The following is an 18,526-nucleotide window of genomic DNA, read 5'->3' on the forward strand; positions in this document are numbered from 1 at the left end:
TTTCAACGTGAGCAGACGGGCGCCAATCGTTTACATCCTGATACTGCTATCAGGATCCAGCAATCGTCATGCCTTCCACCTGGATCGTGGGCGCGGCGGCGGAGCTGCGGAAGACGAGATCGTTGCCGATCGCCACGATGTTGCGGTACATGTCCTTCAGGTTCCCGGCAATCGTGATCTCCTCGACCGGATAGGCAAGTTCGCCGTTTTCAATCCAGAGTCCGGACGCACCCTGCGAGTAGTCTCCGGTGACAAGGTTGACCCCGAAGCCCATCGTCTCGGTGACGTAGAGGCCGTTCGGAATCGCTGCGATGATCTCCTCAGGCGTCTGCGTGCCGGGCTCGAGGTAAAAGTTGCCGGAGCCGATTCCTGGGTTTCCGGCCAGTCCGCGGGAGGCGTTTCCGGTCGACTTCATGTTGAGCTTGCGGGCGGTGTAGGTGTTGTTCACGTAGTTCTCGAGAATGCCGTTCTGGACCAGGACCGTGCGGCGTGTCGGCAGACCCTCGCCGTCGAAGGGCGAGGTTCCGAAGCCGGCGATGCCATCGAGCATCATGGTCCCGTCGTCGACGACGGTGATGTTCTCGCCGGCGACCTGCTTGCCGAGCATGTCGGCGAAGAAGGTTGCGTGGCGGTAGATCGCGTCACCGTTCGCGGCGTCGAAGATGTTGCCGATGATGGAGCGGGCGATCTCGGGCGAGAAGACGACGGGCGCCTTCTGGGTGGGGACGCGCCGGGCGCCGAGGCGGCGCAGGGTGCGCTCGGCGGCGATACGGCCGATCTCTTCGGGCGACTCGAGCCGGGACGCGGTGCGCGAGCTGGAGTACCAGTAGTTGCGCTGCATTCCGCCCTTTTCGTCGACCGCGATGGGAGAGACGGAGAAGCCGCAGTAGCTGCGGCGGTACTCGCCGGTGAAGCCGCGTGAGTTGGTGAGGATCTTGTGCGAGGTTCCGGTGTCGAAGTCGGCACCGCCGGAGTTCTGGATGCGGGTGTCGAAGGCCATCGCGGCGGACTCGGCGCGGCGGGCGATCTCGATGCGCTCGGCGGGAGGAAGCTGGTTGACGTCATCAAAGTACATCTTGAGATCGCCTTCGAGCTGGCCGAACTCGTCGGGTTCCGGCAAACCGGTAAACGGGTCTACGCTGGTTACGCTGGCCAGCGCGATGGCGCCTTCGACCAGCCGCTCGATGGCATCGCCGGAGAAGTCCGACGATGACGTACTGGCAACCTTCTGCCCCAGGAAGACGCGGAGGCCAACGGCGCGGGAGCCGGATTCCTTGAGGGTCTCGACCTGACCGAGGCGGACACGGGCGGAGAATTCATCTCCTTCATAAACAACGGCTTCGGCGTCGGTTGCTCCGGCCTTGAGGGCGCGGGTGAGTATGTCGTTCGCAAGCTGGCGGAGGTCGGTTTTCGGGGCTTTCTGGGTTTCAGCAGGCATCTTGCTTCTAAGGATAATCCCTGAGCAGTCATCGAAAGGACCTGGTTTGGGACCTTCAACGTAAGGTCTTCTAGAGTCAAGCCATTGAAAGAAAGCTACTTGTAGCCCAATCTCACGGTGGCTTAACGGGCGAAATACAGGGATTCTTCGCCTGCGGCTCAGAATGACGAGTCCTCGGACAGTCTGGGATAGGGCATCCTTCTCCTTCGAAGCCGTCGGCGGTCAGGATGACGGCTTTTCATTGGTAGACTCACAGAAGGAGCGCACCTTTGATAGAGCTGGCATTTTCGATACTGGCCTCGGACTTTGCTCATCTGGCGGATGAGGTGAAGGCGGCTGAGCGCGGCGGCGGAAGCATTGTTCACGTGGACGTGATGGACGGGCACTTTGTTCCGAACATTACATTTGGGCCTCCCATGGTAGAGGCGCTGCGTCCGGTGACGAACCTTCCGCTGGACTGCCACCTGATGATCGAGAATCCGGACGAGTACATTCCGGCGTTTGCAGAGGCGGGAGCGGACCTGCTGAGCGTGCACCAGGAGGTCTGCCGTCACCTGCACAGGACACTGCAGTTGATCTCGGACCATGGAATGTTGCCGGGGGTAGTGATCAATCCGGCAACCCCGGTGGATACGCTGATCGAGGTGCTGCCCATGGTGCACTATGTCCTGGTGATGAGCGTGAACCCGGGTTTCGGGGGGCAGAAGTTTATTCCGTTTACCGTGGAGAAGATCGCCTATCTGGCCGCACTGCGCAAGGAGATGGGCCTGAACTTCAGGATTGAAGTAGACGGGGGAATCGCTCCCGATACGGTCGCCTCGGTCGTCAAAGCAGGAGCGGAGATGCTGGTGGCCGGGTCTGCGGTCTTCAGCAAGGGCAAGACCGAACAAAATGCCAGAAAACTCCTGAAACTTGCCCGCGCCGCGGCACCAGACAAGGCTGCCGGGAAAGGCTAGAATAAAGCGAAGCCTGGGCACCTGCGGGAGTGCGAGGCGGATGTGAGGTTTACGGCTGATGAATCATCGTTCTTCTTTCTTTCCGAGTCTTCGGGCTGCGATGCTGGCAGGGGTTGCCGTTGCCATGATGGCGATGCCTGTAGCGAGCCACGCACAGGACAACGCTGCTCCCCAGACGACGACTGACGCCACGGCCCAACCGCAGGCGGACGCGACCCTGCAGGCTGCGCCTGAGTCTTCCAGCAAGAGGGGCAGGAAGAAAGATAAGAAGGAAAAGGAAGACAAGGTCGTTCAGTCGAAGGACACCGTCAAGCGGATGCGCGACGAGAAGAAGAACGACGCGATCACAGAGGCAGACGCGAAGCTTCCCGACCGCCAGCTCTACGACAAGGCTCTGCATGCCACCAAGAAGGGCCACTTCGACGTAGCGCGGCTGGATCTGCAGACGCTGCTGAATACCTATCCCGATTCTCAGTATCAGATGAAGGCCAAGCTGGCGATTGCTGACAGCTGGTATCGCGAGGGTGGAACGGCTGCGCTGATGCAGGCCGAACAGGAGTACAAGGACTTTATTACCTTCTTCCCGAACGCTCCTGAGGCCGCCGAAGCGCAGATGCGCGTTGGCGACATCTACTTCCGCCAGATGGACAAGCCGGACCGCGACTACACGAAGGCATTGCACGCACAGGATGAATACCGACTGATGCTGCAGCAGTTCCCGGATTCTCCACTGGTCCCGCAGGCGAAGCAGCGACTGCGGGAGGTCCAGGAGGTTCTGGCGACGCGCGAGGCGGAGATTGCGGGATTCTATGCAACACATGAAAACTGGCCGGCGACGATTGCGCGGTACCAGACGGTAGCCGATACCTATCCGCAGTTCAGCCGCATGGACGATGTACTGGTCGCCCTGGGGGATGCGTATGCGTCCGAAGCCAGGATCGTTCGTTCGCAACCTCAGCTTCCTGAGGGAGCGAAGGCCCGGCTCTCGAAGATCTATACCGACCGGGCCGTGGCAGCCTATAAGAAGGTTGCGCTGGAGCACTCGGCATCTGCTCACGTTGAAGACGCGAGAGATCGCCTGGCAGCGATGAATGTGCCCATTCCCACGCCGACTCCAGAGGAGGCGGCAGCGAGCGCAGCGCTGGAGAACAGCCGTGGACAATATCGTCTGCAGGACCGTGCGAAGCTGATGATCCTGCGCCGACCGGATACTGTACTGGCTGCCCACGCAGGCGATCCTCCGCTTACCGACCCGAAGCCGACACTCGCCCCGACCGTCGTCCGACAGATTCAGGAGGACTATAAGGAGGCCTTGAATCCGGCTTCGGCGGAGAAAGCTCCTTCAGCGGGAACTCCAACGACGGAGGCAGCGACCCCTGAGGCAACACCTGCACCATCGACACCTGCCGCACCGGCTAAGCCTGCGGCGCCACTGCAGCTTCAGGACATTCCATCCTCGGGTGGAGGAAGTAACGGCGACGCCACAATGACCAATGTTCCGGCAAATACGGCGCAACCGGCGACGACGGCTCCGAGTGGCGGGGCTAATTCGATGGGGGTCGAGGTTCTGACCCCGGGAGCGAATGGGCAGGCGCCTGCGCAGAACAATAACGATGCGAATGGCGGTCTGAAGGCGGTGGGACCGACAAACACGGCGACGCCACCTCCGATCGAGAAGCCTGCAGAGGCTCCGGATGCTGTGAACGACGTCAACCCTAACGCCCAGCCCAAGGGTCAGGCGGTGCAGCCGGCGAATGGCAAGAAGGCTCCGAAACCGGCGTTCGACAACGATGAAGAGTCGTCGAGCACACACAAGAAGAAGAAGGGTCTGAAGAAGCTGAATCCCTTCTAAGGCGTTTTCATTCGAGAGTTGTTGAGAATCCCTGTGTTTTGTCCTGAAGTGCCATTGGCGCTGCGAGCGAAATACAGGGATTCTTCGCATCGCTCAGAATGACGGCTCAACCAGCGTGAAGGCTGACATGTGGTGGGGCGAACCGCAGATCCTTCGACTTCGCCTCTCGCGATAGGGAGGCGAGAGGCTTCGCTCAGGATGACATTTTCGGGTTGGTTCCGTGCGCCTGTTCGAGGAAAACCATGCGTCTCCGGGCGTATATCAGGCTGGATTGGGCCGGTTTCGCGGCAGAAACAGCACTGCAAGCAGAAGAAAGATGATGACCGTGGCGGCCGAGAACAACATCGGACTGAAAGAGAACCGGCGATGGGACCGTACGCGATGCGATAGCGGCGAGAGATGACCTCCGATGACCCAGGCGTTGCCGGCGATGGATTCTTCAGCCTCATAGACCGCGTTGCCGCCGACCACGAGGGCGTTACCGCCAATCTGCGCCAGCGAATCGATAACGGCATTGCCACCAATGACTGTGGCCGGCCCGCGCACGCGACCGCTGACGTTGAGATTGCCGAAGAGGACAAAGACGCGCCCCGTAACATCCCCTTCCACCTGAACGGAGCAGAAGACGCAGGTGGCGTTCTGGATCTGCTGACCCTGGGCGACGAAGATGTCCTGATTGAAGTAGGTCCGTGAGTGTGGATGATTCTGAGCCTGCGCCCCAATTGTTGAGAGGAGGACGGAAAGGACGAGCCCAAGGAGGCGGATTCGGCGGATCAGCATGCACTCTTCTCCGGAGTGTGGTCTAACGGCAGGACGTATCTGCCGGCGCGGACGGCTCGAAGGAGATACGCAGGTTTGCGGAGAGGAGTTCCCCTGCCGAGGGGATTTATTGGTGTGAGTTGTTTTGGGGGAAAGGCGGTGTTGTCTGGTTCAGCATTCTCTTGGTCCCGCGGACCGCGGTGGCACTTCGGGCGAAATACAGGGATTCTTCGCTTGCTCAGAATGACGAGATTTTCGCCGAACACTAAACGATACTTCAGCTACTTGAAGATGTAAGAGAATAACGTTTGGATAGCTTCGAACTTACGGCGTCCCCAACGCGTTTGACCCAGACGATATCCTAAGTGAATTGCTGAACCGCCTAGAATGGCTCCTCCGACGATCGCCACCGCGAACTCGAGAACTTTCATGGTCAGTCATGTATCGCGTTTACCTAGTAAGTGGACCGTCCTACCGCGCGGGTGGTGGAGGAGGCGGATGAATGCCTCTTCCCTGCGGATAGGCGGGAAAACGATAACGGTTCCGGCGCACCAAATAGACGATCAGCCAGATGATTCCGATGAGGGTCAACAGGGGGGCCAGGAGTATCAGTGTTCCGATGGGTTCCGGAATGATGGCGCGTGAGCCATTAATGGTGGCTCCGTCGGCGAGGTGGTCGGAGCCGGCCATCATGGCGAGATCGCCATGTACCGTGGAGCCCTCTCCCAGGTAGAGGTCACCCTTGAGGATGGCGGTGTCGCCGGAGATGGTGCGGCCGGGATCGACGGTGACGGAACCAAAGGCCACGGCGACGTCGCCGGTTACGTCGCCGTGGATGTGAACGGAGCAGAAGGCGCAGGCCACATCCCCAACGGTCTCGCCTTCGGCGATGGTGATGTCGGAGCCGAAGCTGGCGCGGTCATTGCTCCCATGAGAACGCCGGGCAAAGGCAGGCAGCGTGAGGGAGAGGGCGAGAAGGGCTGAGAGGAGGGTTCTGCCAGTCTGTCTGTGCATGCAGGATGTCCTAGAAGGGCTAGTGTACGCCGGAAAGGCGTCGGCTGCCGGATAAACCGGGATGGGTCTTAGAGGCGCCCGAAACGGGTGCTACCCTTAAAGAAAAACATGAGCCACGAATTACCGAAAGCATACGATCCGTCCGTTATTGAAGAGCGCTGGGCTAAGTACTGGGTAGAAGAGCACCTGTTCGACGTTGCTACCCCAGAGGATACGGACGAGAGCCGTAAGAAGTTCACCATGTTGTTGCCACCGCCGAATGTGACGGGCCGGCTGCACATGGGCCACATGCTGAACCAGACCGAGATGGACATCCTGACGCGATGGCACAGGATGTGCGGGGAGACCGCGGTCTGGGTTCCGGGAACGGACCACGCCGGAATTGCGACCCAGATGATGGTGGAGCGGCAGCTTGCGAGCGAGGGAACGAACCGGCGCGCGCTGGGGCGCGAGGCCTTTGTGGACCGCGTGTGGGAGTGGAAGGGCGTCTACGGCGGCGCCATTCTGGACCAGATGAAACGGCTGGGCGCCAGCGTGGACTGGAGCCGCGAGTACTTTACGATGGACGACCGGCTGAGCGTGGCGGTCAAAGAGTGCTTCGTGCGGCTGTGGGAGCAGGGGCTGATCTATCGCGGTGCCTACATTGTGAACTGGGACCCGGCGATCCAGACGGCGGTGAGCGATCTCGAAGTGGAGCACGAGGAGCGGGTAGGCAAGATCTACCACATCCGCTATCCACTGGCGGACGGGACGGGATCGATCGTGGTGGCGACGACGCGGCCGGAGACGATGCTGGGCGACGTTGCGGTTGCGGTGAATCCGACGGACGAACGCTATACGGCGCTGATTGGGAAGATGGTAAGGCTGCCGCTGAGCGGCGTGAATGATGGGCCGGAGCGCGAGATTCCGATCCTGGCGGATGACTGGGCTAAGCCAGAGTTTGGTACGGGTGCGGTGAAGGTGACTCCGGCTCATGACCCGAATGACTTTGCCATCGGGCAGCGGCATGGGCTGCCGAACCTTTCGATTCTGGATGAGACGGCGCATGTGGCGCTGCCGGGCTCGCCGTATGACGGGATGGAGCGGTATGCGGCTCGCGAAAAGATGGTCGAAGACCTGCGCGAGAGCGGGCTGCTGGTAGAGGTGAAGGACCATACGCTTTCGATCGGGCTGAGCCAGAGGACGGGAGTAGTGATCGAGCCGCGGCTTTCGCAGCAGTGGTTCCTGAAGATACAGCCGCTGGCCGACAAGGCGATTGAGGCGGTAGACAAGGGATATATCCGGTTTACTCCGGATCAGTACAGGAAGACGTATGACGAGTGGATGAAGAACATCCACGACTGGTGCATCTCGCGGCAGCTGTGGTGGGGACACAGGATTCCGGCGTGGCACTGCGGGAAGTGCGGGGAGATCGTGGTAGCTCGCGAGACGCCTCGTGCGTGCAGCAAGTGCGGTTCGGAAGATCTGACGCAGGAGACGGATGTTCTGGATACGTGGTTCTCGAGTGGACTGCTTCCCTTCACCGCGTTTGGGTGGCCGGGGGCGGAGGGCTCGAACGGACTGACGGCGGACCTGGCGGAGTTCTACCCGACGGAGCTGCTGGTGACGGGCTTCGACATCCTGTTCTTCTGGGTGGCGAGGATGATCATGCTGGGGTGCCACTTCATGCTGGATGTGCCGATGCCGGACGGGTCGAAGCGCACGCTGAAGGATGCGGTGCCCTTCCGCGAGGTGTACATCCATGCTCTGGTTCGCGATGCGGACCGGCAGAAGATGTCGAAGACCAAGGGCAACGTCATCGATCCGATCGAGATTGTGACGAAGTATGGCACGGACGCGGTGAGGTTTACGCTGGCGAGTATGGCTTCGCCTGGCACAGATATTGCATTTAGTGAGTCGCGCACGGAGGGGTATCGTGCGTTTGCCAACAAGATCTGGAATGCGGCGCGGTTCCTGTTTATGCAGATGGATCGTGCGCGCGAGGCTGGCTACAAGGTTTCGATGCTGGCGAGCGGCGCTGTACCGGAGCTTCCGGAGGATACGCCGCTCGAGACACGGTGGATCTTCGGCAGGCTGCATGCCGTGAGCGCGGAGGTGGAGCGTTCGCTGACGGATTACCGTTTCGACGAGGCGGCGGCGGCGGTGTACCAGTTCTTCTGGGGCGAGTTCTGCGACTGGTACCTGGAACTGGTGAAGCTGCGGCTGGAGTTCGGGGATGGTGTCGAGAAGAATGCAACGACGGCGCTCACGCTGGCTTCGCTGGTGGCGGTGTTTGAGGCTGCACTTCGTCTGCTGAGTCCGTTTATGCCGTTCCTGACGGAAGAGCTGTGGCATGCGCTGTATGAGGGCAAGGCTCCGGCGAAGTCGATTGCGCTGACGCGGTACCCGCAGTCGAAGGACTTTGCAGCGGATGAGGCCTCTGTCACCGCGATGGCTACGCTGCAGGATCTGATTACGACGGTGCGGGCGCTCAGGAAGGAACTTGGGGTTCCGGAGAAGGAGGCCGCTCCGGTCCGGCTGCATGCGGAGAATCGCGTAGTCGCGCTGGTAGATGGGAATCGCGACATGCTGGCGAAGATGGCTCGGGTATCGGATGTGGAGTTTGCCGAGGAGACGCTGTCAGGCAGCAATGCGCGTGCAACGGCGAGCTTTGACGTGGCAGTGATCTATGAGCGTCAGATCGATGTGGAGGCAGAGCGCGAGCGGCTGACGAAGGAGCTGGCCAAGCTCGAAAAGGGGCTGACTGCAGCGGAGAGGCAGTTGGGCAATGAGGCATTTATGGCGAAGGCTCCGGCGCATATCGTCGAAGGGCTGAGGAAGCAGGCGGCCGAGACGAAGATGCTCCACGAAAAGGCGAAGGCGGCGATGGATGCTCTGCCGGTTGCTTAGGATCTGGGTTGGACGGCGGCTTGAGATTTTGAGACAAACCGCAAATTTTCGTGTTGCGACGAAATTAATATGTCGTACCCGACGCAGTGTAGACAGTACTGGCCAAATACAGGGATTCTTCGCCTGCGGCTCAGAATGACGGCTCATAAGATTTCGCCTTGGCGAAAGCCTGGTGTGATGACTGGGCAGACCGCAGATCCTTGGACTCCGCTGCGCTTCGCTCAGGATGACACCTTTTGCGTGCAGAAGAGCGATTCCCGCGTGAGTTTCGATGCAGTTAAGGCTTGCGCATCGAGGTGGCGGACGGCTGATCTTCTACCTTGGTCTGCTCGACTGCGATGGCTACGTTCTCGTGCTTGATGTCGAGGCGAAGGCGATTGAAGAAGCTCATGTACACATTTGCCACCCATACGAGGGCGAACCAGGCGATCAGGTAGCCTCGCCAGCCGTTGTAGAGCAGCTGAAAGCCGGTGACGAGCAGGAAGAACGCGGCGACGTAGTGGCTGAAGCAGTACTCGCAGGTGAAGAGGTAGAAGAACTTTCTTCGGACAAGGGATTGGCATCGCTGACTCCGATCACGGCACCACTCGCGAGGCTCCCGGAAGACCTCTTCGTGAGTCACGGTCCAGGCGACGCAGGCGACGGGCAGCCCAAGGATAAAGAGGAAGGCGAATTGTAGAGAAAGTGGCATTACAGAAAGTGGCATTGGCATAGGAACGGGCATCCAATCTCCTGGCAGTGAGATGCATCTGAGAGGTTTAGGATTACAGAATGGACTGGAAGAGCAAGCGGATACGCACCATCCTTGAGGCAGCACTGGCCGAAGACAAAGTAGATCGCGACGTCACGACGGCATTAACGATTGACCCGAAGCTGCGGGCCACGGGAACAATTCTCGCCAAGCAGGCCTGTACGGTCTCAGGCCTGGGCGCGATCCCGGTCATCCTGGATATCTTTGGCAAGATGAGCCGCACGCCGGGGGGACGGTTTGAGGTAGTGAGCCATCCGGAGATCTTCGATGGCGTGCAGGTGAAGGCAGGCCAGCCGCTCGCGGTGATCCGGCATAATGCAGCAGCGCTGCTTTCGACCGAACGGGTGATTCTTAACCTGATGCAGAGGATGTGCGGCATTGCGACGCTAACGCATGAGTTTGTAGGCATATTGGCAAAGACGAAGACGAAGGTTCTGGATACCCGCAAGACGATTCCGGGACTGCGTGCTCTGGACAAGTACGCCGTGTGCTGTGGCGGTGGCGTGAATCATCGGCTGGACCTGCAGGACGGGATTCTGATCAAGAACAATCACATCTCGCTGGGCGGTGGGCTGCCGGTGGTGCTGGAAAAGGCGATGAAGGGCCGCAAGGGCCAGGTCGTTCAGGTTGAGGTCCGCAATGATGTGGAACTGGAGCAGGCCATCGCAGGAGGCGCACCGTCGATCCTGCTGGACAACATGACTCCGGCGCAGACCAAAAAGGCTGTCAAAAAGATTCGCGCGGCCCTGCCGGAGACCACGATTGAATCGTCGGGGAATATGAGCCTGAAGACGGTTCGCCAGTATGCGCTGGCGGGAGTGGATTTTGTCTCGGTCGGCGCGCTGACGCACTCTGCCATTGCGGTCGATCTGAGTATGCGCATTACGGCGGACGTCTACTAGTCGTGGCGAAGTTCGACATCGCCGAGGTCGAGGCGGGGATTGCAGGAACACAGTTTGCCGGACATATGGTGCATCTGGAGTCTGTCGGCTCGACCAACACGCTTGCGCTTGAGGCCGCGCAGACGGGGGCCAAAACAGGGGTTTGGGTCGCCGATGAGCAGACGGCTGGTCGTGGCCGTGGCGGGCATAGCTGGCACTCCATAGCAGGAGATGGCCTTTATGTGAGCGCGCTGGTTACTCCGACGCTGTCGCTGAAGCTGGCGCTATGGATCTCGCTGGCCACGGGGCTTGCGGTGAAAGAGGCTGTAGCGAAGACAACAGGAGTGAATGCGGATATTCGTTGGCCGAACGATCTTCTGGCGAATGGGAAGAAGTTTGGCGGGATTCTGGTGGAGACGGCAATCTCGCCGGGAACTCAACAGGGAGATCCGGTGCTGCGTTATGCGGTGATCGGGATTGGAATCAACCTGAACCATCGATCGTTTCCTGAAGAGATCTCAAAGCTTGCGACATCGCTCTATCTTGCGGGGGGAGAACGTGTACGGCGCGAGTCTTTGCTGGCGAGCCTGCTTCTCTCTCTGGAGAGACAGCTGGATCTGCTGGAGACGGATGGAGGCAGCGGCCTGCCGGAGAGGTTTGCCGCGGCTTCAAGCTGGGTGAAGGGAAAGCGCGTCCGTGTGGAAGAGGGCGGAGGATATGAGGGAGTAACCTCCGGCCTGGATGCACGCGGGTTCCTGCAGGTTGACGACGACGATGGAGTGCGCAGGACCGTACTCTCGGGCGGCGTGAGAGAACTCGTTTAGCCATAGCCTCAAACGATGATTTGCGACAAGGACAGCCATGACTGCCGCAGGAAAAAGTAGATGCTGAATTACTTCAATTACTTTACGGAGATCGAGGAGCGGTTCCAGCAGCGGCGTGGGTCGCTGCTGATGCTGTCTACGCTGGATTGGGCGCTGATTGAGACATGGCGCGAGGCGGGGATTCCGCTGGAAGCTGTGCTTCGTGGAATCGACAACGCCTTTGATAGATACGACGAGCGTGCTCGCCGTTCCGCAGGCCGTCTCCGCAAGGTTAATGGATTGGCGTGGTGTGCGCAGAGCGTGATGGAGGCGGTCGAGCAGGCGATGGAGGCGGCGATTGGAGCTTCGCCTGACGGCGCGAAGGAAACGACAGCGGACAGCGGCTTTGAGAATGAGCGCATCGCAAACTACCTGGAGCAGAATGCAGGCGCGCTGGAGGCGGCAAAGGTGAATGCGCCAGCCGACGTTGTGGTGGGCGAGACTGCAGCACGGTTGCGCTCGCTGGCTGCGGGCCTGCGTGTGGACCCCTCGATGCGGCTGGAGGCGCTTGACCAGACGCTGACGGTTTTGGAAGAGAAGATCTTTGCTGCATTGCTGACAGCGGCGGACGAGAGTGAGCTTACCGCACTGCGGGAACAAGCTACGCGGGAGCTGGCTCCCTATCGTGGAAAGATGCAGGCCGTACAGATCAAGCAGGTGCAGCAGCAGTTTCTGCAGAAGAAGTTATTGGAGGCACGAAAGCTGCCGCGGCTGAGCCTGTTCTACATGTCGCTGGGTTAGATTGCTGTGAGTTTGATGAAGCTTTCAATTGAGAAGGTCGTTTACAGCGGAGCAGGATTGGCCCGGCGGGAGAATGCAACCGGAGCCGAGACTGTCTTTGTGCCGTTTACGCTGCCCGGCGAAGTGGTTGAGGCGGAGATGGGCGGGAGCAGAGGCGGCATTACAGAAGCCACCCTCACACAGATTCTGACGGCTTCGCCAAATCGAATTGAGGCTCGATGCATTCACTTTGGCGTGTGTGGTGGGTGCCAGTATCAGCACGCTGCTTATGAAGCACAGCTTGAACTGAAGCGCGGCATTCTGAAGGAGACGCTCAAGCGAGCAGGACTGCATGATCTGCCGGAGATAGAGACCTGCTCCGCTCAGCCGTGGGAGTACAGAAATCGCATACGGTTGCGCGTAGACAGGGTGGATAGCCGACTGCGGGCGGGATACGTCAGGCGTAACTCGGGGGAGTTTCTGCCGATCGAGATGTGCCCGATCGCCGCGCCTGTGCTGTGGCGCGCGGCGCAGGCGCTGCTGGAATGTCTGGATGCGTTTCCGCAATGGGCTACGGCAATTCGGGAGGTGGAGTTCTTCGCGACCGGCAATGAGCGGAAGCTCCAGATAACTCTAATTGTCGCAGCACAGCCTGCGAAGAACTTCGAGGCGTTGTGCGCAGCCGTCCAGGAGAAAACGCCGGAACTGGCTGGAGCAGGAGTGCAAATACTGCAAGGCTCAACCGGTACGCGCAAGGCGCAGCGCACCAAAACAGGAGCAGAGTGGGGTGCGGAGGGTCTTTCTTACAAAGTGGACGAAGAGAGCTACTGGGTGGGCCGGGGAAACTTCTTCCAGGTCAATCGATCTCTGGTCACGCAACTGGTACGGCTGGCGACTGAAGGGCGAGGCGGCAGACTGGCGTGGGATCTTTATGCGGGCGTGGGCCTGTTTTCGCGGGTGCTCGCCAGAAACTTCGACGAGGTCGTTGCGGTGGAGGCTCAGAAGGGCAGCCTGGAAGCAAACCTTCGCGGACCGGGAAAGAGAGCTGCCGCTGCGACCACGGCAGATTTTCTGCGACAGGCTGCGCTGGAGCGCGACCGCCCCGAGCTGATTGTGATGGATCCGCCGCGCGCAGGCGTTGGGGCGGAGGTATGCAGCCTGCTTGCCCGCGTGAAGGCTCCGGAACTGGTGTACATCTCGTGCGATCCTGTGACGCTCGGACGCGACCTGCGCATGATGGTAGACTCCGGCTACAAGGTAAACCAGCTGCATCTGGTCGACATGTTTCCGCAGACCTTTCACCAGGAGACGGTTGCGGTTCTCGGGCGTTGATGCGCGAGTAAGTACGGGAGCGAAGTTCTGAGGGGCCACGCAGAGAAAGACCGGGCCACAGACGTGATGGAGCCGCTTGCGCTTCGGCGTGCGCCGCTGCTGGCCGCAGCCTGTTGCTTCTCCATTGGCCTGATCGCTGCGCGAAACTGGCAGCCGGCTTCTCTGCTTGCGCTCTCGTGTGCGTTTCTCTTTGTGCTTGCGCTGTTGGCCCTGCGAAGCGCTTTCCGTATCGCCGTCATTCCTGTGGCGGGGCTATGGGTCGTGGCGGGAATGTGGTGCTGGCATATTCGCCCTACACCCGATACGCAGAAAGATCTGCTGCAATACGCCGATGGTCTGAGCCGTGAGGTGCGGGGTCATGTAGTGCGCGTGCGTGTGTTGGCGCCCGCTGCGAATGAAGGTGCCGATAAGGATGCACCGATGGGCGAGGATGCAGGGCAGGCTTCGGCATCAGCGCTATCTGTCGATCTGGCTGTGAGTGCGATCGAGGAGGTAACACCGGACGTCTCGCGCATGGTTCGGATAGAAGGGGGCGTGCGTGCGACCGTGCTCTCGCAGGACGGTGCGTTGCCTTCGCTTGCGTGCGGAGACAAGATTGAGGTTCCGCTGCGCCTGAGAGCTCCTGAAAGGTATCACGATCCAGGAGCGTGGCAGAATGCGGACTATCTGCTGGCGCAGGGTATTGCGGCGCGGGGAACAGCGCGGGCTCCGAAGGTGAGGGTTCTCGGAGGAGACTCGGCGAAACTGCGATGCCGCATCAATGCTGTTCAGCAGTGGGCGTCAGACAGGATGCTGAGTTTGGCGCGCTCGAAGGTCAACCGTCGCCTGCCTTCTGCAATGCGGCTGACAGAGGATGACGCGGGGATGCTGAACGCGATGCTCTTTGGAGATCGCACGCGGCTGGACCACGTCTTGCGGTTGGGATTTGAACGCACCGGCACCTTTCACCTGTTTGTTGTGTCAGGAATGCACGTTGCCTTGCTGGCGGGGTTGGTTTACTGGCTCGCCCAGAGACTGCGGCTTCGCCGCTGGCTTGCTACTCTGATCACGCTGACGCTGATGACCTTTTATGCATTGCTGACCGGGTTTGGCGCTCCTGTGCAGCGCGCACTGTTTATGACAGCGGTGTTCCTGGTAGCGCGTCTCCTGTCGCGTGAGGGCGGAGTGTTGAATGCGCTGGGAGCAGCAGCACTGGCGGAGTTGGTATGGGCTCCCTCGAGCCTGTTCGAGGCAAGCTTCCAGATGACGTTTCTCGCCATCGTGGCGATTGCGGGAATCGCGGTTCCCATCGGAGAGCAGACGTTTCTTCCCTATGCGCGGGCCGCACGCAGACTAGGCGATCTGTGGATGGACCCCGTGCTTCCTCCTCGTGTCGCACAGTTCAGAGTGATGCTGCGGATGTGGACCGAAGCTGTTGTAGGCATTGCCGGGCGATGGGCGCGGAATGTACCGGTGCGGATGGTTCGTGCGCTGCTGGTGGCGATGGAACTGGCACTGATCGGTCTCGTAGCCGAGATGGTGATGGCGCTGCCGATGGCCGTATACTTCCATCGCGCGACGCTGTTTGCGCTGCCATCGAATATGCTTACGGTTCCGCTGATCAGCCTGCTGGCGCCGGCGGCGATGATCACGTTCTGCGCTTCCTTGCTGGGGACATGGATGGCGGTCGTTCCCGCCGCAGTCACAGCTCTGCTGCTGCATGGAATCGTCTGGACGATCGGCTGGGTCAGCCAGGTTCGAGCAGCGGACCTCCGTGTTCCTGCACCGGCGTGGTGGATCTGTGCACTGGCTGTTCTGTGCTGGGCGTTCTGCTGTTGGGCGGCGAGGAGATCGCGCACGTGGACATGGGTCGCCGCTGCGATACTTCCCCTCGTCCTTGCTGCAGCGCTCTGGCCCGAACCTGCATTGGTGCAAAAGGATGCGCTCGAAGTAACGGCTCTCGATGTGGGACAGGGAGATTCCTTACTTGTTGTGAGTCCGCAGGGTGAGACGATGCTGGTGGATGCCGGAGGCCCGGTGGGTGGTGTTAGAGAAGTTGCATCGGCGACGAGCGGCTTCGATGTGGGAGAGGAAGTCGTGTCTCCTTACCTGTGGTCACGACGGATTCGCAGACTGGATGTGCTGGTGCTGAGCCATGCGCACAGCGATCATATGGGCGGAATGCCCGCCGTGATGCAGAACTTTCGTCCTCGCGAGCTTTGGGTTGCGACCGATCCGAACTCGGAGGCGTATCGCTCACTCTTGCAGGAGGCGACAGCGCTTGGAGTGCGTGTGCGACACCTGCGCGCCGGAGACAATGTTCAGTGGGCGGGAGCGGAGCTGAAGGTGCTGGCGCCGGAACGAAGTTACAGGAATGGTGGTGAACCGTCCAACGATGATTCTCTGGTGATGCGGCTGGAATATGGGAGGTCATCCGTGCTGTTGGAAGGCGATGCGGAAGCAGCCAGCGAACAGGCCATGCTGGCTCGAGGTCTCGTTCCGGTGACGCTGCTGAAGGTTGGACATCATGGCAGCAGGACATCGACCACGGCGGACTTCCTGAATGCGCTGACCCCGAAGGACGCGGTGATCTCCGTCGGCAGGAACAATCACTTCGGCCATCCGCGACCGGAGATCATCTCAAGAATCGCTGACGAAGGAACTCGTTTATTTCGAACAGATGAGTTTGGGCTTACGACCTTTTTACTCGACCGGGATGGACGGGTTCATGCAGTGCTCGCAGCGGAAAATGAAGAATTCTGACAACGCCCTGGGCAAAAAATGTACTCCGTCGCGGTTTTCTACAGGTTCGGGACCTCCAAACGGCATCTCAATTAATAGATTTCCCATACGTCTCCGGGCCCCCTCTGAATCTGATTCAAGAGGAGCATCGCTATGACTCCATGGAAGAAGCTGCTGACAGGATGTGCTCTGGCCGGCATGATATCGCTTGCGGGTCCAGCCTTCGCCGATACATTGACTTACACCGCATCTCTAACCGGAGCGGGAGAGAACCCTCCCAATGCCTCTACTGCTACAGGAACAGCAGCCTTCCTGCTTACGGGCAATATCCTTGAGATTCACGTCGATTTCTCGGGCCTTATCGGCGGTCCGGCATCGGCGGCTCATATTCACTGCTGCGCCGCGCCAGGAATGAACGCCCCTGTATGGGTTCCGTTTGCCGGATTTCCGAATACGACCTCAGGCACGTACACCACAACGATCGATCTTTCCACTTTTGCCTTCAGCGGAGGCGGAACCGAGGCGGCTCTCCTTGCAGGAATGAACAACGGCACCGCCTACACAAACATCCACAATGCGACATTCCCCGGCGGTGAGGTTCGGGGGCAGATTGCTCCTACCCCGGAACCGGCCACGCTGCTGCTGCTGGGAACGGGCGCTATAGGAGCCATTACCCTTCTTCGACGCCGGCGTTACCCATAAAGGGCCAGAATCTACACGCATATCACCAACGGCTCGCACCTTCTCTGATGCTCCTCTCTTCTCTTCCTCACACAGATCCTCTTAAGGGGAGTACCGTTGGAGAACGGAGGTGGGCCGATGGAGAAACAGGACCTGAAGCATACTAAACAGGAGGTCATCCCCTCAAGAACAAAAGAGCAGATCGAGGAGCAGAAGCTCATCCGTCGCCTTCAGGTGATGATGAACATGGTGATGCAGATCATCGCGCAGGATAGGAGCCTGTCTGTGGACGAGGCATCGCAGATGATTGCGGATGCTCGGAAGGCCGCGCTGGCGATGTTTCCCGGCAAGGAGCTGGCCTACGACCTGATATGGAAACCCCGATTCCAGCGTCTGATGCGTGAGCGGTTCAGGATCATGTAACCACACCAAGAAGATGCGGTCACCTGATTTGCAGGGCCATCCATCGCTATTGGTGCTGACGCTGATCCGCGAGCTCCAGCTGCAGTCTCCTGTTTTCTTCTTCCAATTCTGCCAGCCGTTTTCGTACAGGCGCCATCACTTCTATTACCTGCTCCTGGGTATAACGCGGAGTGATGTGCTGCTGGCAGTTCCAGTCGAAGGCCTCGACTCGAATGATGATGACACGCTCCGTGAGCCTGCGCGTGTCGGCCGGGGCGAGTTTTTCAAGGTACGGCTTCGCTTCCTCTCCTTCGTGGACTGAGGCGCGACCAAGGATCTTGAGGCGGGTTCGAGCTGGATAATCCATCAGGAAGAGAGCGATGCGATTGTCGTGATCGAGATTTCCCAGAGTGATGTACTGGCGGTTTCCTCGATAGTCGGCAAATGCGATGGTTTGATCGTCGAGAACATGCAGAAAACCAACTTTCCCGCCGCGATGCTGAATATATGGCCAGCCTGTCTCACTTACAGTCGCCAGGTAGAGGGAATCGCGTTCCGCGATGAACTGCCTTTCATAGATCGTGAGAGCGGAACCTGCAGAGCCGGCGGTTTCAATGCGCTCATATTGCGAACGGCTTCCGTGCTTTACCTGCTGCTCTTTGACCAGCGGCGTAAAAGCGATCTGGGCGAAGCTTCTACTCATCGAACGATTCCCTTCTCCAACAGAGCATCTATTTCGATGCGCCAGGCCACAATCCTGATGCATTTTCGACTTCGATCGGCATACCAACACTTACATTCCATGCAATGGAGCACTTGTCGGTGAAGATGGTTTCTTGACGATCTTTTGCATGTGCAGTGAGTAGCGACCAGGAAGGGAGAACGGATTGTTCCTTATGGCCTGAGGACTGATCCATCCTCGCCTAAACGAAGCGCCCTCCTATATTCCTACAGCGATGAGTCGCGCTACTGGAAAGACCTACGCCATCACTGCGTTGGTTCGCAACTTCAATCAGAACGCTCAAATTCTCTTGATCGCCGGTGCCGATGCCGAGGGGACAGAGGCCGCCGGAAAGATCGTCACCAATGATGCAAGACTGGCCACCGCTCTTCAACACTGCGGCCCTTCTCCGCAAGGTACCGCGCAACGGTTCGAACTGCTTGTGAAGCTCAACACGATGGCCGGTATTCCCAGAAACGAGTCTGTCGAGGCCTGCCACACACTTCCCTTTAGTCCAACAGCGCCTTGATGTCTCTGCGCTCTGGC

At 59.5% G+C, this 18,526-nt stretch carries 16 protein-coding genes; 11 read left to right on the top strand and 5 right to left on the bottom strand.

The window, feature by feature from the left end:
- Window positions 1-49 precede the first annotated feature (49 nt).
- Window positions 50-1,438: a TldD/PmbA family protein gene (locus tag GWR55_RS10050; RefSeq protein WP_162402150.1), complete on the bottom strand. Its 1,389-nt coding sequence runs from the start codon at window positions 1,436-1,438 to the stop codon at window positions 50-52.
- Between the two features lie 269 nt (window positions 1,439-1,707).
- Between GWR55_RS10050 and rpe the strand changes: the two genes are divergently transcribed.
- Window positions 1,708-2,394, top strand: a complete 687-nt coding sequence (gene rpe, locus GWR55_RS10055) for a ribulose-phosphate 3-epimerase (protein WP_162402151.1) — start codon at window positions 1,708-1,710, stop codon at window positions 2,392-2,394.
- A gap of 58 nt (window positions 2,395-2,452) precedes the next feature.
- Window positions 2,453-4,246: an outer membrane protein assembly factor BamD gene (gene bamD / locus GWR55_RS10060; protein WP_162402152.1), complete on the top strand. Its 1,794-nt coding sequence runs from the start codon at window positions 2,453-2,455 to the stop codon at window positions 4,244-4,246.
- 261 nt (window positions 4,247-4,507) lie between these two features.
- On the opposite strand, the gene GWR55_RS10065 is transcribed toward bamD, so the two are convergent.
- On the bottom strand, window positions 4,508-5,026 hold the full coding sequence (locus GWR55_RS10065; protein ID WP_162402153.1) for a hypothetical protein: 519 nt from the start codon (window positions 5,024-5,026) through the stop codon (window positions 4,508-4,510).
- A 450-nt stretch (window positions 5,027-5,476) separates the two neighbouring features.
- Window positions 5,477-6,019, bottom strand: a complete 543-nt coding sequence (locus GWR55_RS10070; RefSeq protein ID WP_162402154.1) for a hypothetical protein — start codon at window positions 6,017-6,019, stop codon at window positions 5,477-5,479.
- Window positions 6,020-6,127: 108 nt separating this feature from the next.
- On the opposite strand from GWR55_RS10070, the gene GWR55_RS10075 reads away from it, so the two are divergent.
- Entirely contained in the window at window positions 6,128-8,908 is a 2,781-nt protein-coding gene (locus GWR55_RS10075; protein WP_162402155.1) for a valine--tRNA ligase, read from the top strand.
- A gap of 277 nt (window positions 8,909-9,185) precedes the next feature.
- Here GWR55_RS10075 and GWR55_RS10080 read toward each other — a convergent pair whose 3' ends face one another.
- Entirely contained in the window at window positions 9,186-9,599 is a 414-nt protein-coding gene (locus GWR55_RS10080) for a hypothetical protein (protein WP_238398319.1), read from the bottom strand.
- 80 nt (window positions 9,600-9,679) lie between these two features.
- On the opposite strand from GWR55_RS10080, the gene nadC reads away from it, so the two are divergent.
- The 7 genes from nadC to GWR55_RS10115 all read left to right on the top strand — a co-directional run bounded on the left by nadC (window position 9,680) and on the right by GWR55_RS10115 (window position 17,280).
- Entirely contained in the window at window positions 9,680-10,561 is an 882-nt protein-coding gene (gene nadC, locus GWR55_RS10085) for a carboxylating nicotinate-nucleotide diphosphorylase (RefSeq protein WP_162402156.1), read from the top strand.
- A gap of 2 nt (window positions 10,562-10,563) precedes the next feature.
- Window positions 10,564-11,364, top strand: coding sequence for a biotin--[acetyl-CoA-carboxylase] ligase (locus tag GWR55_RS10090; protein WP_238398321.1), 801 nt, complete (start codon window positions 10,564-10,566; stop codon window positions 11,362-11,364).
- Between the two features lie 60 nt (window positions 11,365-11,424).
- Window positions 11,425-12,144 (top strand): hypothetical protein, encoded by a 720-nt coding sequence (locus tag GWR55_RS10095; protein WP_162402157.1) that lies wholly within the window; start codon window positions 11,425-11,427, stop codon window positions 12,142-12,144.
- A 15-nt stretch (window positions 12,145-12,159) separates the two neighbouring features.
- Window positions 12,160-13,455: a 23S rRNA (uracil(1939)-C(5))-methyltransferase RlmD gene (gene rlmD, locus GWR55_RS10100; RefSeq protein ID WP_162402158.1), complete on the top strand. Its 1,296-nt coding sequence runs from the start codon at window positions 12,160-12,162 to the stop codon at window positions 13,453-13,455.
- Window positions 13,456-13,521: 66 nt separating this feature from the next.
- Window positions 13,522-16,197 (top strand): ComEC/Rec2 family competence protein, encoded by a 2,676-nt coding sequence (locus tag GWR55_RS10105; protein ID WP_162403892.1) that lies wholly within the window; start codon window positions 13,522-13,524, stop codon window positions 16,195-16,197.
- A gap of 132 nt (window positions 16,198-16,329) precedes the next feature.
- Window positions 16,330-16,878, top strand: coding sequence for a CHRD domain-containing protein (locus tag GWR55_RS10110; protein ID WP_162403893.1), 549 nt, complete (start codon window positions 16,330-16,332; stop codon window positions 16,876-16,878).
- A gap of 117 nt (window positions 16,879-16,995) precedes the next feature.
- Window positions 16,996-17,280 carry a hypothetical protein gene (locus GWR55_RS10115; RefSeq protein ID WP_162402159.1) on the top strand — a complete coding sequence of 95 codons (285 nt, stop codon included), beginning with the start codon at window positions 16,996-16,998 and terminating at the stop codon, window positions 17,278-17,280.
- 46 nt (window positions 17,281-17,326) lie between these two features.
- On the opposite strand, the gene GWR55_RS10120 is transcribed toward GWR55_RS10115, so the two are convergent.
- Window positions 17,327-17,962, bottom strand: a complete 636-nt coding sequence (locus GWR55_RS10120) for a pyridoxamine 5'-phosphate oxidase family protein (RefSeq protein WP_162402160.1) — start codon at window positions 17,960-17,962, stop codon at window positions 17,327-17,329.
- 253 nt (window positions 17,963-18,215) lie between these two features.
- Between GWR55_RS10120 and GWR55_RS10125 the strand changes: the two genes are divergently transcribed.
- A complete protein-coding gene (locus GWR55_RS10125) occupies window positions 18,216-18,509 on the top strand; it encodes a hypothetical protein (protein ID WP_162402161.1) in 294 nt (97 codons plus the stop codon).
- Window positions 18,510-18,526 lie beyond the last annotated feature (17 nt).

It is taken from the genome of Edaphobacter sp. 12200R-103 (assembly GCF_010093025.1).
Lineage (GTDB): Bacteria > Acidobacteriota > Terriglobia > Terriglobales > Acidobacteriaceae > Edaphobacter.

Bases quoted from the DNA above. Each gene is read 5' to 3' on its own strand.
- GWR55_RS10050 (WP_162402150.1), bottom strand. From the start codon at position 1,438: ATGCCTGCTGAAACCCAGAAAGCCCCGAAAACCGACCTCCGCCAGCTT.
- bamD (WP_162402152.1), top strand. From the start codon at position 2,453: ATGAATCATCGTTCTTCTTTCTTTCCGAGTCTTCGGGCTGCGATGCTG.
- GWR55_RS10065 (WP_162402153.1), bottom strand. From the start codon at position 5,026: ATGCTGATCCGCCGAATCCGCCTCCTTGGGCTCGTCCTTTCCGTCCTC.
- GWR55_RS10070 (WP_162402154.1), bottom strand. From the start codon at position 6,019: ATGCACAGACAGACTGGCAGAACCCTCCTCTCAGCCCTTCTCGCCCTC.
- GWR55_RS10075 (WP_162402155.1), top strand. From the start codon at position 6,128: ATGAGCCACGAATTACCGAAAGCATACGATCCGTCCGTTATTGAAGAG.
- GWR55_RS10080 (WP_238398319.1), bottom strand. From the start codon at position 9,599: ATGCCACTTTCTCTACAATTCGCCTTCCTCTTTATCCTTGGGCTGCCC.
- nadC (WP_162402156.1), top strand. From the start codon at position 9,680: ATGGACTGGAAGAGCAAGCGGATACGCACCATCCTTGAGGCAGCACTG.
- GWR55_RS10095 (WP_162402157.1), top strand. From the start codon at position 11,425: ATGCTGAATTACTTCAATTACTTTACGGAGATCGAGGAGCGGTTCCAG.
- rlmD (WP_162402158.1), top strand. From the start codon at position 12,160: ATGAAGCTTTCAATTGAGAAGGTCGTTTACAGCGGAGCAGGATTGGCC.
- GWR55_RS10105 (WP_162403892.1), top strand. From the start codon at position 13,522: ATGGAGCCGCTTGCGCTTCGGCGTGCGCCGCTGCTGGCCGCAGCCTGT.
- GWR55_RS10110 (WP_162403893.1), top strand. From the start codon at position 16,330: ATGACTCCATGGAAGAAGCTGCTGACAGGATGTGCTCTGGCCGGCATG.
- GWR55_RS10115 (WP_162402159.1), top strand. From the start codon at position 16,996: ATGGAGAAACAGGACCTGAAGCATACTAAACAGGAGGTCATCCCCTCA.
- GWR55_RS10120 (WP_162402160.1), bottom strand. From the start codon at position 17,962: ATGAGTAGAAGCTTCGCCCAGATCGCTTTTACGCCGCTGGTCAAAGAG.
- GWR55_RS10125 (WP_162402161.1), top strand. From the start codon at position 18,216: ATGAGTCGCGCTACTGGAAAGACCTACGCCATCACTGCGTTGGTTCGC.